Here is a 13,409-nt window from a genome sequence, read left to right as displayed (position 1 = left end):
GATCGCTCGAGGGGGGCGCCCGCAGCTGGCTTTATCGTCCGAGGTATCGGCGCCTGAGGACTCAAGGGACCCAGGCCAGTGGGATCCCGTAACACGCTCTCCCAGGGTGAATCCGATTGACCTCGAGGCGGATCACCTCGGCAGCCGAGGCATAGGCGACACGGGTCAATGCGATATCCCGCACACCGCCTAGTGCGCCAGGATCTTCGACAGGAACTCCTTGGCACGATCGGTTTCGGGATTATTGAAGAAGGTTTCGGTCGTAGCGACCTCCTTCACCTCCCCCTGGTCCATGAAGACCACCCGGCGCGCCACCTTGCGGGCAAAGCCCATTTCGTGGGTGACCACCATCATCGTCATGCCTTCCCTGGCCAGCTCGACCATGACGTCCAGCACCTCGCTGATCATCTCGGGATCGAGCGCCGAGGTCGGCTCGTCAAAACACATGGCGATGGGGTCCATGGCCAGGGCCCTGGCGATCGCCACCCGCTGCTGCTGTCCGCCGGACAAGGCAGAGGGATACTTGTCCGCCTGATCGGACAGACCGACGCGCTCCAGCAGGCTCTCCGCCTTTTTTCGCGCCTCATCGCGCGAGCGGTTCAGCACCTTGATCTGGCCCATCATCAGGTTCTCGATCACCGTCTTGTGCGGGAACAGCTCGAAATGCTGGAACACCATGCCGATACGCGCTCGCACCAAGGGCAGCTTGGTGCCCTTGGCGGTCACGTCGGTCTCTTCGACCACGATGTGTCCGCTGTCGACCGGCTCGAGCGCGTTGACGCACTTGATAAGAGTGCTCTTCCCCGAGCCGGACGGACCGCAGATGACGATCACCTCGCCACGTTCGACCTCGAGCGAACAGCTCTTCAGGACGTGGAAGTCATCGTACCACTTGTCGATGTTGTCGATTTTTATCATGCGACCTTCTTTTTCTGCAGGTGCTTGACCAGCATGGAGCCGGAGAAGCAGATGACGAAATACACCAGCGCCGCGAAGAGGTACATCTCTGCCAGACGCCCCTCCACTTTGGCCACCGTGCTGGCCGAGGTCATGAAATCGCTCAGGGCCACGACGTAGACCAGGGAGGTGTCCTGGAAGAGGATGATCGCCTGGGTCAGCAGGACCGGGATCATGTTTCGGAACGCCTGGGGGAGGATCACGTACTGGAGGTTCTGGCGCGGCGACAGCCCGATGGCCAGGCCGGCATAGACCTGTCCACGCGAGACCGAATTGAGCCCGGCACGCATGATCTCGGCATAATATGCCGCCTCGAACAGCGAGAAAGCGATCAGCGCGCTGGTAAAGTTGCCCACCGGGCGGCCTATCAGCAGGGGCACCAGGAAATAGAACCAGAAGATGACCAGGATAAGCGGGATCGACCGGAAGACGTTGACGTAGATGGCGCTGAACCAGCGTAGTGGCGCCGGTCCCCAGATTCGCATCACCGCCAGGATAGTACCCCAGGCGAGTCCTGCCAGCAGGGCCAGCAAGGTCAGCTGGAAGCTGATGAGCAGGCCGTCAAACAGGAACGGAAGCGATTCAATAATGACCTGGAAATCAAAATCACCCATCTAGTTTGCCCCCACCGAGCCCGGGATACGCGTCTTCTGATCAATCAGACGCATCAGCAGCACCACCAGAAGTGTGATGACCAGGTAAAGCACCGTGGCGGCAGTGAACGCCTCGAAGCCCTGGAAGGTATAGTTCTCGATCTGCCGCGCCTGGGCGGTCAATTCCAGCACGCCAATGGTCAGCGCCAGCGATGAATTCTTGAAGATGGTCAGGAATTCGGAGGTCAGGGGCGGCACGATGATCCGGTAGGAGATGGGCAGCCGGATGTACAGATAGGTCTGAAGGGGGGTGAGCCCGATGGCGAGCCCTGCGTTCACCAGGTCCTTTCGGATGGTCTGGATGCCGGAGCGGACCTGCTCGGCCACGCGTGCCGCGGTATAGGTGCCCAGTGCCACAACGGCCGTCACGTATTCGGGATTGGGCATATCGCGCTTGACCCAGAGGCCCAGGTCTTCGGGCAGCAGCTCGGGCACGACGAAGTACCAGATGAACAGCTGCACCAGCAGCGGGATATTGCGGAACAGCTCGACGTAGGCCGCCGCCAGGGTCCGCACCAGGCGGTTGGGCACCGTACGCAGGATGCCGATCGCTGACCCCAACACGAAGGCAATGACCCAGGCCGCGATCGCGACCAGCAGGGTCCACTGCAAGCCGGAGAACAGCCAGCCTAGGTAGGGTTCCTGGAACAGGACCGACCAATTCCAGTTGTAGTTCATTAGTATTCCTTATTTGCGCTTCGTCAGCGGCCGGGGTCACGACAGCGACCCCGACAACATGACGTCAAACGCTTAGTTCCACCTTTAAAGCCGTTCACATATCCGGCACAAACCACTCAAAAGGCAGTGTTCAAAGGATTTGTTACTTCGGCAGGGCGTGGATCTTGAAGTTGGCACGCAGGAGGTCGGACATGGGCACGCCCATGGGCCCGAACCACTTGCTGTAGATCTTCTCTATCTCGCCGGTGCGGAACAGCTCGGCCAGCCTGCGGTTGACCACCAGGCGGAACTTGCTGTCGTTCTGCGGGAGCATGATGGCGTAGGGATCGTAGGACAGGAAATCGCCCACCACTTCATAGTCCTCGGGATTCCTTGCCTTCGCGATCAAGCCGTAGAGCAGGATGTCATCGGTCGAATAGGCGTCCACGCGGTCGGTCTGCAAGGCCAGGAAGCCTTCAGCATGATCCCTCACGGAGACGATATTCACGTCCTCGATGCCGCGCTCCTCGATGGCTTCTTTGACCACCCGCTCGTTGGTAGTACCCTGGGCCAGCGCGATGGGCTTGCCTGCCAGGTCTTCCACCGTGGCGATGCCGCTACCCTTCTTGGTCAGAAGCTGGGTGCCGGTGATAAAGGTGATAGCGGCGTAATCCACCTGCTGCTGGCGGGTCAGGTTGTTGGTCGTCGAGCCGCACTCCAGGTTGAGCGTGCCGTTGGCCATCAGCGGGATGCGGGTCTGGGGCGTCACTGGTACCCACTTGATGTTCAGCTCGTCGACACCGATCTCACTCTTGATCTCGTCCACGATCTGCATGCAGATGTCTATCGTATAGCCGACCAGTTGCTGGTCCTCGCCAATATAGGAGAACGGAACCGAGGTCTCGCGGTGGCCGATCGTGATGACTCCGCTCTCCTTGATCTTACCGAGCGTGGGCCCCAATTCCTGGGCGCTGGCGGTGCCGATGGTCGAAAGGCCTATTGCCGCGGCGGTCAGCAATGTTCCGAGACGTTTCATCTTCATTTCCATCCCCTTGCTCGGTTGAGCATGCAGTCGTTTGTTATTGGGTTTTCTGCCATTTCTGTCCGAGGGCCCGGTCGACTACGAGCAATCTCCCGTCATTGGCGGTCTTCTCCACCCTAGTTCAAGATGCCCGAATGCGACTCATGCCAAGATGTTCAAGTCTGATCAATAAATAACATAGACGATAAAAATCTCTTCGTTTCAACGAAAGCGGAGAATTATCGTTGGCAGCATGTCCATACATGAGTTTATGCAACGACGACGAAACCTAAAATGCTTTGCCGACGAGGAAACAACAATTTGACAGCATGCCGTGGCGCCGAGCCTATCCCCACATGCAGCGGGCGCCCCGCTCGATCGCTCGAGGGGGGCGCCCGCTGAGGCTTGTCGCGTTCGGGCGTCGTCAGATGCTCGCTACGCCGAAGTAGATGAAGGCCAGCACCAGCAGCAGCAGGAAGACGGTCTCCGCCACCATCAGCACCACCGGCCTCCAGCCAACCACGGCGAGCTTCTGGAAGGAGGTCTTGATGCCCAGCGCGGCGATGGCCGTGACCAGGCACCAGCGCGACAGGTCGGTGAAGCCCTCGGTGACCACCGGCGGAATCCAGCCCAGGCTGTTGATCAGCACCAGCGCCACGAAGGCGACCAGGAAGGTCGGCAGCATCGGTACCTTGCTGGTGCCCTCCTCCTGGCGCCGCTCGCGGCGGAACAGGAACATGAAGACCATCACCGCCGGCACCAGCATCGCCACCCGCAGCAGCTTGACGAAGGTGGAGACGTCGCCGGTGCCCTCGGAGATCATGTAGCCGGCGCCGACCACCTGGGCCACGTCGTGGATGGTACCGCCGAGGAAGATGCCCGCCTCGGTGTCGCCAAGCCCCAGCACCCCGACGATCAGCGGATAGATCACCATCGCCATGGTGGAGAGCGTGGTCACCCCCACCACCGTCATGATGGTGTTGCGCTCGTGGGTCTCATGACGCGGCATCACCGCCGACAGGGCCAGCGCCGCCGAGGCGCCGCAGATCGCTACCGAGCCGCCCGTCAGCAGGCCCATGTCCTTGTCCAGCCCCAGCAGGCGCGCCAGCACGGCGCCGAGCGCGATGGTCAGCATCACCCCGCAGACCACGGTCAGCACCGGCCCGATGCCGAGCTCGGCGACCTGCTCGATGGTGATGCGCACACCGAGCAGCGCCACGCCGATCCGCAGCACCTTCTTGGCGGCGAACTCGACGCCGGCCAGGCACTTCCCCTCCTCGGAAAGGAAATGCAGGGTCATGCCGAACAGCAGGGCGTAGAGCAGCGTGGGGCCGCCGTAATGGTCGGCGATGAAGGTCGTCGCCAGGGCGATGGTGACGCAGATCATCAGCCCGGGAAGCACGCGTTGGAGGGGTTCCAGGCGACGGGGCAGGACCCGCTTCTCAGCCTGGAGGGTCGACGGATCGGTTGCCGCGTCGGCGTCTCGACGAGTCATATCGCCACCTCAATAAGCTACGGAACGATCGTCGCATCCTGCGACGGAAATCGGCCCTTCGTTGTTGGAATGTTTTTGCCACAGGCACTCGGCAGGGGTGCCGATGACGTCCTCACGGGACGCCGATTCCGGCAGCGGCAACCCCTCGCCGGCCGGAATATGGCCATCATGGTGACGGGATGGGGCAAGCGAGGTTAGGACCAGTTGTCGGCCGCCCTTGAGGCCAACGCTTACGCCACTGTCGAGGTTCGCGTCTGCTCGGCCCGCGCCGCCTTGATCATGTCGGCCGCCTTCTCGGCGATCATGATGGTCGGGGCATTGGTATTGCCGGAGACGATCACCGGCATGATCGAAGCATCCACCACGCGCAGGCCCTCCAGGCCATGCACGCGCAGCTGGTCATCCACCACCGCCATGGGGTCGTGTCCCATCTTGCAGGTACCGGCCGGGTGGTAGATCGTCTGGCTATATTGGCGAGCCGCTTCGAGGAGCTCCTCGTCGCTCTGATACTGCGTACCCGGTACATACTCCTCGGTGATGACCGAGGCCAGCGGCGCCTGTTCGGCGATCCGCCGCGCGACCTTGATGGCATTCACCGCGACCCGGCAATCCTCATCGGTGCTCAAGTAGTTGGGCTGGATCGAGGGATATACGCCGGGATCGGGGCTGGTAATGCGGATCGATCCGCGACTCGTCGGTCGCAGCTGACAGACCGATGACGTAAAGGCAGAGAAGGGATGCACCCCCTCGGCAGGCTTGTCGGCGGAGAGTGGCTGCATATGGAACTGGATATCCGGACGATCGAGGCCTTCTCGCGACTGAGTGAACACGCACACCTGACTGGCGGCGAGCGTCAGCGGTCCGGTTCGCGTCAGCACATACTGGGTGCCGACCGCGAGCTTCTTCAGGGGATGGCGCACCTCGTCGTTGAGCGTTCGGCAGCGGGTCTTGAAGACCAGACGGACCTGCAGATGATCCTGCAGGTTCTCCCCTACCCCCGGAAGCGCGTGACGACACTCGACGCCCACCTCCTTGAGATGCTCGGGATCCCCGATGCCGGAACACTGAAGGATCTGCGGGGATCCGATGGCCCCGCTTGAGAGCAGCACCTCGAGACGGGCCCTGACCTGTTGCCGCTGCTCCCCGCGACGATACTCGACCCCCACGACTCGCTTGCCCTCGAGCAGCAGACGCTGGCAGTGCGCTCGTTTGATGACGGTGAGATTGGGTCGCTTCTGCGCCGGCCGGAGAAACGCCTTGGCGGTCGAGCAGCGAAAGCCCTTGTAGGAGGTCTGCTGGAAGTAGCCCACGCCTTCCTGGGTGGCGCCGTTGACGTCGCGATTCTCGGGAATGCCCGCCGCCTTGGCCGCCTCGATGAAACGCTGGGCGATTTCGCGTCGCAGCCGCAGGTCCGATACCTTCAGCGGCCCGTCCACGCCGTGATAGGCGTCCTCTCCGCGCTCCTGGCACTCGGACTTCTTGAAGTACGGCAGGACTGTCTCGTAGTCCCAGCCCGCGTTGCCGGCCGCGGCCCAGTCGTCGTAGTCCTCGCGCTGGCCGCGAATATAGAGCAGGCCATTGAGCGAGCTCGAGCCCCCCAGCACCTTCCCCCGCGGCCACTGCAGGCGGCGCCCGTTGATGCCCGCGTCCGCATCGGTGAGGTAGCACCAATCCGTCGACGGGTTGTGCATGGTCTTGAAGTAGCCGACGGGCACGTGGATCCAGGGGTTCCAATCGGCTCCCCCCGCTTCGAGCAAGAGGACCGTCACCGAGGGGTCCTCGCTGAGCCGGTTGGCGAGCACGCAGCCCGCCGAGCCTGCCCCTACCACCACGTAATCAAAGGCGTCTTGCTGATTAGTTGTTGATTTCATAGCAGATTCACCATAATGATACTTTTTGTCTCATTAATTCTGGTTGCACCTACCAAAACTGTCAATAACGATATTTCTGGTATCAAAAACCTTGAAAGATTCTGAGGGCTGACCTAGGTTGAACCTGCGCTCCTCAATGGGCCCAGAAAGAGAGCCCGCGAGGAGAGCGGCAAACGCCACTCAGCACCCCATCACAAGTCCAAACACAATGCGGGAGCCCTGATCATGAAATCACCGATCAACAACGTGTCTCGGCGGGATTTTCTGAACATCTCGGGCCGGTTCGGCCTGACCTCTACCTTGATCGCCGCCTCCGGGCTGGGAGCGGGCCTCACCGCCAGCAGCCTGGCCCGTGCCGCGGAACACGAACAGAAGAGTCGCTACCAGACCGAACCGAAATTCCAGCTTCGCTTCGGTGCTTCTGGCTTCAACGAGCGCAACCTGGATATCCAGAAGTCGGGGCAGCTGTTCTTCGCGCGCGACCTCGAGGAGCGCACCAACGGCGCAATTCGTGTCGAGTTCATGGGCAGCAACGAGGTCTGCAACCAGCTCGACTGCGTCAGCAAGGCCCAACAGGGCATCGTCGATATCTTCTCGGCCTCGACCCAGAACTCCGCGGGGGGCGCACCCTACCTCAACATCCTCGACTTCGCTTACATGTTCCCGAGCGTCGCCTCGATGTTCCACTTCTTCTATGACAAGCGTAGTGAAACGCTGCTGCGCGAGCCGCTTCGCCAGCGTCACAACCTACAGTTCCTGTTCACGCACTGTGATCTGCGGGGGATCATGCTGGGCCTGAAGTGGCAGGACGCCCCGCTGGTCACCAGCCTGGAAGAACTTCAGGGCACCAAGAACCGCGTGACCGGCACACAGCTCGGCCGCATCGCCATGGAGCAACTGGGACTCAACCCGGTCCCCGTGGCCTGGGAAGAGACGCTGGATGGCCTGCGCCAAGGGCTCCTGGATGGCGCCGAGACCTGGATGAGTGCGGTGGCGTACGCGGGCATGGCGCCGGTAGTGTCCCAGGCGGTCGATCTGAGGTTCTTTGCCGGCACGGAGCATACGGCCATGAACCTCTCCAAGTTCGAGAGCCTCGGCAGCGAGCTTCAGGAGCAGGTCATGGAGTCGGCCTATTGCGCGCAGATCTTCACGCAGGGCATGAACGAAGCCGGTCGCTACCAGATCGTGGGAGCCACCGAACACATGGCCGAGAATACGGTATTCGCCCAGAACAACGTCCGGGTCGCTCCCCTGTCGGACGCGGAACGCGACAAGGCCGAGCAGATGTGCTCACCGGAATTCAACCCGAAGCCCTGGGAGCAATGGCGTGAGCGCCTCAATGGCTGGGCAGGTGGCGTGGACATCTACAAGGAAATTCACGGTATCGCCCGCGAGATACCGCGCGACATCGCCGCGGTCAATGTGAAGCCTCAGCGCTGGTGGAAAGGCTGAACCGGAGGCTCATGATGACAAACTACAACGACAAAGACGCACAACCAGCCACGAAGTGGCTGGTTCCTTTTCGCTGGCTGGATGAAAACCTCGAGAAGTGCATCATCCTTCTGGCATATAGCGGGATGTCCGGCATCATCTTCGTGGAGGTCATTCGCCGCTTCTTCTTCAACCTTCAGGCCCCCTGGAGTACCAGCATCCCCGTGCTGCTGTTTCTCTGGCTGACCTGGTTCGGCGCCTCGCTCAATGTGAAGAAGCGTACGCATCTTTCGCTCAACGAGATCCGCATGCGCCTCCCCTACACCGGACAGTTCCTGTGCCTCGTTCTCGATGCCGTGTTGTGGATTGGCTTCGGGGTCATGGTGATCTATTTCACCATCGATCAGGTACAGCTCGCCTATAACAACTTCGCGATCGTGCCGGGTACGGACAACGTCATGCAATGGTGGTTCTACCTGGCCACGCCGATCGCCTGGGTACTGATCATCTATCGCGTGCTGCAGAACCTCTTCGCTGACTGGCAACGCTTCCGCCTGCGTGAGCCTTTCAACCTCCAACCCTCGATAATGGATTAGGAGGACGAATCATGACAGACGGTCTTCTTATTGGCCTGATCACTACAGGCGTAACGCTCTTCTTCCTGCTCGGCGTCCCGATCTTCCTGGTCATCGGGTTATGGGTGGTCGGGACAAGCCTGGTCATCGACTTCACGCTGGCCAATATCGGCGTGACGCTCTTCCAGGGCCTGAGTTTCTTCGGCCTGTTGGCCCTGCCCCTGTTCATCCTGACGGGTGACCTGATCAACGCGGCGGGTATCGCCAAGCGGCTATCCGACTTTGCCTACTCGGTGCTCGGCTGGCTGCGAGGCGGCATGGGCATGTCGACGCTGGGTGCCTGCGGCCTCTTCGCGGCGATCTCGGGCTCCAACGCCGGCACCACGGCGACCATCGGCTCCATCATGCACCCTGAGATGAAGAAGAATGGCTACGATGAACGATTCTCGGCGGCCACTGCGGCATGCGGGGGCACCGTCGGTATCATCATTCCGCCCAGCATCATCTTCATCGTCTACGGCTTCATGATGAACCTGTCGATCAGCGACCTGTTCATTGCCGGCATGATTCCCGGTGCCATGATGGTGCTGGGCATGATGGTGGCCTGCCACCTGGTGGCACGGCGTCACGGCTGGGGCACCCTGATTCCCTTCAAGGTCAAGGAAAGTGCCGTCTTCGCGCGCAAGGCCTATCTGGGCTTCGCCACCATCGCCGTGGTGCTCTACGGCATCTATTCCGGCAAGTTCTCGCCGACCGAGGCCGCCGCCATCACTGTCGGTTTCACGCTGATCGCGGGGCTCCTGATCACCAGGGAAATCAGCATCTTCAAGCTACCTGCCATCATGCTCCGCTCGGGACAGATCGCCGGCATGCTGGCGCCACTGATCGCCATCTCGGTGGTCATGCAGCAGCTGCTGTCCGTGCTCGGTGCCGGCCAGATCCTGGAAGGGCTCTTGAATAACCTTGGCAACTACTACGCCATCCTGGGCGCCTGCATGGTGATGATCCTGCTGGCCGGCATGATCCTGGAGAGCCTGCCGGTGACCATCATCCTGGCACCGATCCTGGCGCCGATCGCCCAGAGTGCTGGCGTGGATCCCATCCACTTCTCGGTGATCTTCCTGGTGGGGGCCGCCATCGGCTTCGTCACGCCGCCGTTCGGCCTCAACCTGTACGTGGCCAGCAGCATCACCGGCATTCCCTATCTCCGGCTGGTACGCTACGTGATCCCGTACTTCATTGCGCTCATCGTCGCCTGGCTCGCGATCGCCCTGATCCCCCCCCTGTCCATGTTCCTGGTCAATCTGTGACCCAACCGATGCGCAGCAGGTCCTCGCGGACCTGCTGCGTTATCATCGGGGCGGCTACCGCCAGAATGCTCGCCGCAAGGAATGTCCATGTCCAAAGACCCCTCCACCAACACCACCCTCCTTCGTGCGATCAGCCTGCTCGAGGAGATCGCCACCGCGGAGCATGGCATCAGTGCCGCGGATCTCGACAGGCGACTCGACATCCCCAAGCCGACGATCCATCGCCTCCTGAAACAGCTCGAGGAGCAGCAGCTGGTCACACGGGAGCTCGACGGCCGCCACCTGTTGCCCGGACCGCGCCTGCATCGCATGGCCATGGGCACCTTGGCCAATGAGAGCCTGAAGGCGCCGCGCCGTCAGCTGCTGGAACGCCTGGCCGGGGAGGTCGGCGAAACCTGCAACCTGTCGCTGCTCGATGGGCATCAACTGCTCTACTACGACCGGGTGGAAACCAACTGGCCGGTGCGCATCCAGCTGACGCCGGGATCGCGCCTGCCCCTGCACTGCACGGCCAGTGGCAAGCTGTTTCTTGCCCTGATGCCGCCCCACCGCCGCCGCGCCCTGCTCTCGACCCTGACGCTGGATGCCCACACGCCCTATACCATCACGTCGCTCTCGACCCTGGAGGAGCACCTCGTCCAGATCGCCCGGGATAACCTGAGCACCGATAACGAGGAGTTCATCCAGGGCATGGTCGCGATAGCGGTCCCGATCTTCGATCAGGTGGGTCACATGCAGGCCACGCTCGCCGTCCATGCGCCGCGGCTTCGCCACTCCATCGCGTCGCTGCTGGAATGGGCTCCCCTGATGCGCCAGATCGCCTCGGAGCTGGAAGAGACCCTTTAGAGGAATATGGCACCAGGTTGCTCGCGCCCTCGCTTGCCCCTTGATTCCACAGGTCTTTCTCTCTCACTCGACCGTACACCCCGGCACGGCGCTCAATCGAGACAAAGCCTGTAAAACCAACTGGTTGTGCGATCATCACGTCACCTGGTGCAGTATCGGAGCTGCCGCCTCGGTACCCACAGCAGCGGTGGGTACGCTTGCTGCCTTACCCCTCGCCGACGGCCAGGATCAAGCGGTCGAGCTGGTGCTTGGGCATGCCATGGATATGGAAGCGGCGGGCGGCATAGAGCACGACACCCAGGCATCCCCAGCCGATCAGGGCGATCCAGGAAGGCAGGCCAAGCGCACCCGGTGAGCCGGGAATCAGCAGCAGGGCCAGGAAGAACAGGCTGCTCATCACCCCCAGCAGCGACAGCACCTTCTTGAAGGGCGAGACACAGCCCTCGTAATGCTCGCCCGCACCAGCCGGCGACCACTTGAAGCACTTGTAGGCCACGGCACAGCAATAGAAGTAGGCGATTGCCACGCCGGTAGCGGCCATGTCGACGATCCACAGCAGCACCTCACGACCGAACCAGGGCGCCAGCAAGCAGACGCCACAGGTGAACAGGATGCCCACGGACGGCGTGCCGTGGACGGGATGCAGGCGGGCGAACACCTCGGGCAGGAAGGTCGCGCGTCCCTGGGCGAACAGCAGCCGGCTGGTGGAGATGTAGAAGCCGTTGAGACCGGTCGCGATTCCCATCAGCAACGCCACCGCCAGTAACGCCAGCCCGAGGTTACCGAGCACCCCCTGGACCACCTCACCGGTGCCCCACACCGGCGAGCCGGCCACGAGTTCGGTCCAGGGCATGGCAATCGAGGTGGCGACGATCAGGACCGAGTAGTGCACGGCCGCCATGACCAGTGCCAGGACGATTAACGTGAAGGCCTTGGCCGGTGAAAAGTCGAACTCCTCCGCCGCCTGGGGCACGCTATCGAAGCCCACATAGGCCCAGGGGGCGATGGCCACGATGGCGAAGACCGCCGACCAGGTCGCCTTATCTGGCTGGAACATCGGCACCATATTGTCGAAGGAAGTGGACGGCGACACCAGCATCCCGGTTACCACCAGCAGTGCGCCGGCGACCAGCAGCATGCAGAAGACGAACTGGCTCTTGCCGGAGAAGCTGCCGCCGCGGATATTGATCCAGGCGAAGAGCATCAGCGCCAGGCTGGCGATGGCCACCTCGCCGAAGTACACCTCCCAACCGGCGATGGTGTACATCTCACCGAAGGTCGCGATCTCCGGCACCAGGAACTTCGCCAATAGCGCCAGCGCCGAAGCGTTCAATGCCACGATGGAGATGTATCCCAGGGTCAAAAACCAGCCGCAGAAGAAGGCATGTCGGCGCCCGAAACCCAGGTAGGCATAGGAGAAGCCTCCCCCCGTCACCGGAAATATCTTGATCAGAAATCCGTAGCTGACGCCGATCACGATCATCAGCAGCGCACCGATGGCCAGACCAATAATGGCGCCCATCGGTCCCGCCGTGGCGATCCAGTCCGCCGGCAAGACGAAGCTACCCCAGCCGATAGCGGAGCCGAAGGCGATTGCCCATACCCAGTGTGGCTTGAGGCATTTTTTGAGCTGATTAGATTGTTCCATTCCGTTTCTCCGTCGTCCCAGGGATGCGATGCTGTCAGCAGTAATCTGCTTTCTTGTCCGGCATCTCGTGGAAATCTCTCCATTACGTTTATTCTTGTCTTTCCCGATCACCATGCGCAAATCGCACAGCGAGTCGGCGGAATATACCTACCTCAAGGTACGCCTCTCTTGGCGTCCACCCTTCCATAACGAATTCCAACACGCGACATTAGAGCGCCGACTGAGGCCTGAATAGGACCAGTTTCCTCTTTCAGCTTGGGCCATGAGACCATAGGATAATTGATTAATGGAAAATTTTTCCAGCAATAATCAAAATGCCGTCACCAGGAAATTCCAATGAAAAGAAAGGCGCCGCTCCCGTTCAGGAGCGGCGCCGTTCCTCATGCCAGCGTTTACCGTGGCAGACGAGCAACAGCGATAATCTTACGGCTTGACGTCAGAAGCAGACCCGCTTCAGCTACCCGGTGGCACGACAACGACCGGCACCTTGGCCCGCTTGATCACGCCCTTGGTGACCTTGCCGGCATAGGTGGCCGTGAAACTGCGCTTGTTGGCCGCCATGACGATCATGTCGCTGCCGGTTCGCGTGGCGTAGTGGGTGATCACCGAGGAGGGATAGCCCTCGAGCACGCTGCGCGTCACCTCGCGCTCGCCGAAGGCCGCGCGCCGTTCGGGATGGCGGGCCCAGAAGGCCGCGAGGCGCTCATCGAGCTCCTGGCGTGCCTGGTCGAGGCGCTGCGCCATCAGGGTCTCGAGCGTCTGGCGATCCTGGATGTTGATCTTGAGGGTGTTGAGCACGTCATCGGACAGCGACTTGACCGCGTGCAGCACGTGCAGCTCGGCGCCGGTGGCCTGGGCGAGGCTCACCGCCTGGGCCAGCACCGGGTCGCAGTCGCCCCTGAGGCCCACGCAGCAGAGGATGCGGCGAATGCCATGCGTCATGAT

12 protein-coding genes are annotated in these 13,409 nt (G+C 61.6%); 4 read left to right on the top strand and 8 right to left on the bottom strand.

From position 1 onward, the window contains the following. Positions 1-189 precede the first annotated feature (189 nt). The 6 genes from ABE957_RS03620 to ABE957_RS03595 form a co-directional block, all read right to left on the bottom strand. Entirely contained in the window at positions 190-918 is a 729-nt protein-coding gene (locus ABE957_RS03620) for an amino acid ABC transporter ATP-binding protein (protein WP_349757324.1), read from the bottom strand. Further along, positions 915-1,571: an ABC transporter permease subunit gene (locus ABE957_RS03615; RefSeq protein WP_349757323.1), complete on the bottom strand. Its 657-nt coding sequence runs from the start codon at positions 1,569-1,571 to the stop codon at positions 915-917. The genes ABE957_RS03620 and ABE957_RS03615 overlap by 4 nt, the downstream gene beginning before the upstream one ends. Next, a complete protein-coding gene (locus ABE957_RS03610; RefSeq protein WP_349757322.1) occupies positions 1,572-2,288 on the bottom strand; it encodes an amino acid ABC transporter permease in 717 nt (238 codons plus the stop codon). It lies immediately after the preceding gene. 142 nt (positions 2,289-2,430) lie between these two features. After that, on the bottom strand, positions 2,431-3,315 hold the full coding sequence (locus tag ABE957_RS03605; RefSeq protein WP_349757321.1) for an amino acid ABC transporter substrate-binding protein: 885 nt from the start codon (positions 3,313-3,315) through the stop codon (positions 2,431-2,433). Between the two features lie 397 nt (positions 3,316-3,712). After that, entirely contained in the window at positions 3,713-4,783 is a 1,071-nt protein-coding gene (locus ABE957_RS03600; protein ID WP_349757320.1) for a YeiH family protein, read from the bottom strand. A gap of 230 nt (positions 4,784-5,013) precedes the next feature. Beyond that, positions 5,014-6,654 carry a GMC family oxidoreductase gene (locus ABE957_RS03595; protein ID WP_349757319.1) on the bottom strand — a complete coding sequence of 547 codons (1,641 nt, stop codon included), beginning with the start codon at positions 6,652-6,654 and terminating at the stop codon, positions 5,014-5,016. Between the two features lie 225 nt (positions 6,655-6,879). On the opposite strand from ABE957_RS03595, the gene ABE957_RS03590 reads away from it, so the two are divergent. The 4 genes from ABE957_RS03590 (at position 6,880) to ABE957_RS03575 (ending at position 10,816) form a co-directional block, all read left to right on the top strand. Beyond that, the gene (locus tag ABE957_RS03590) at positions 6,880-8,106 is read left to right on the top strand and encodes a TRAP transporter substrate-binding protein (RefSeq protein ID WP_349757318.1); all 1,227 of its coding nucleotides are present in this window, start codon (positions 6,880-6,882) and stop codon (positions 8,104-8,106) included. Positions 8,107-8,120: 14 nt separating this feature from the next. After that, a complete protein-coding gene (locus ABE957_RS03585) occupies positions 8,121-8,681 on the top strand; it encodes a TRAP transporter small permease (protein WP_349757317.1) in 561 nt (186 codons plus the stop codon). 11 nt (positions 8,682-8,692) lie between these two features. Further along, positions 8,693-9,970: a TRAP transporter large permease gene (locus tag ABE957_RS03580; RefSeq protein WP_349757316.1), complete on the top strand. Its 1,278-nt coding sequence runs from the start codon at positions 8,693-8,695 to the stop codon at positions 9,968-9,970. 87 nt (positions 9,971-10,057) lie between these two features. Next, positions 10,058-10,816 carry an IclR family transcriptional regulator gene (locus ABE957_RS03575; RefSeq protein WP_349757315.1) on the top strand — a complete coding sequence of 253 codons (759 nt, stop codon included), beginning with the start codon at positions 10,058-10,060 and terminating at the stop codon, positions 10,814-10,816. A 205-nt stretch (positions 10,817-11,021) separates the two neighbouring features. Here the strand turns inward: ABE957_RS03575 and ABE957_RS03570 are convergent, their stop codons facing one another. Beyond that, a complete protein-coding gene (locus ABE957_RS03570) occupies positions 11,022-12,464 on the bottom strand; it encodes an APC family permease (protein ID WP_349757314.1) in 1,443 nt (480 codons plus the stop codon). Between the two features lie 453 nt (positions 12,465-12,917). Next, positions 12,918-13,406 carry a universal stress protein gene (locus ABE957_RS03565; protein ID WP_349757313.1) on the bottom strand — a complete coding sequence of 163 codons (489 nt, stop codon included), beginning with the start codon at positions 13,404-13,406 and terminating at the stop codon, positions 12,918-12,920. Positions 13,407-13,409 lie beyond the last annotated feature (3 nt).

It is taken from the genome of Halomonas pelophila (assembly GCF_040196315.1).
Taxonomy (GTDB): domain Bacteria; phylum Pseudomonadota; class Gammaproteobacteria; order Pseudomonadales; family Halomonadaceae; genus Halomonas; species Halomonas pelophila.
Note: the sequence above shows the minus strand (reverse complement) of the source record. Positions and strands in the feature narration are given on the sequence as shown.

Bases quoted from the DNA above. Each gene is read 5' to 3' on its own strand.
- ABE957_RS03570 (WP_349757314.1), bottom strand. From the start codon at position 12,464: ATGGAACAATCTAATCAGCTCAAAAAATGCCTCAAGCCACACTGGGTA.
- ABE957_RS03580 (WP_349757316.1), top strand. From the start codon at position 8,693: ATGACAGACGGTCTTCTTATTGGCCTGATCACTACAGGCGTAACGCTC.
- ABE957_RS03575 (WP_349757315.1), top strand. From the start codon at position 10,058: ATGTCCAAAGACCCCTCCACCAACACCACCCTCCTTCGTGCGATCAGC.
- ABE957_RS03615 (WP_349757323.1), bottom strand. From the start codon at position 1,571: ATGGGTGATTTTGATTTCCAGGTCATTATTGAATCGCTTCCGTTCCTG.
- ABE957_RS03620 (WP_349757324.1), bottom strand. From the start codon at position 918: ATGATAAAAATCGACAACATCGACAAGTGGTACGATGACTTCCACGTC.
- ABE957_RS03590 (WP_349757318.1), top strand. From the start codon at position 6,880: ATGAAATCACCGATCAACAACGTGTCTCGGCGGGATTTTCTGAACATC.
- ABE957_RS03565 (WP_349757313.1), bottom strand. From the start codon at position 13,406: ATGACGCATGGCATTCGCCGCATCCTCTGCTGCGTGGGCCTCAGGGGC.
- ABE957_RS03600 (WP_349757320.1), bottom strand. From the start codon at position 4,783: ATGACTCGTCGAGACGCCGACGCGGCAACCGATCCGTCGACCCTCCAG.
- ABE957_RS03595 (WP_349757319.1), bottom strand. From the start codon at position 6,654: ATGAAATCAACAACTAATCAGCAAGACGCCTTTGATTACGTGGTGGTA.
- ABE957_RS03605 (WP_349757321.1), bottom strand. From the start codon at position 3,315: ATGGAAATGAAGATGAAACGTCTCGGAACATTGCTGACCGCCGCGGCA.
- ABE957_RS03610 (WP_349757322.1), bottom strand. From the start codon at position 2,288: ATGAACTACAACTGGAATTGGTCGGTCCTGTTCCAGGAACCCTACCTA.
- ABE957_RS03585 (WP_349757317.1), top strand. From the start codon at position 8,121: ATGACAAACTACAACGACAAAGACGCACAACCAGCCACGAAGTGGCTG.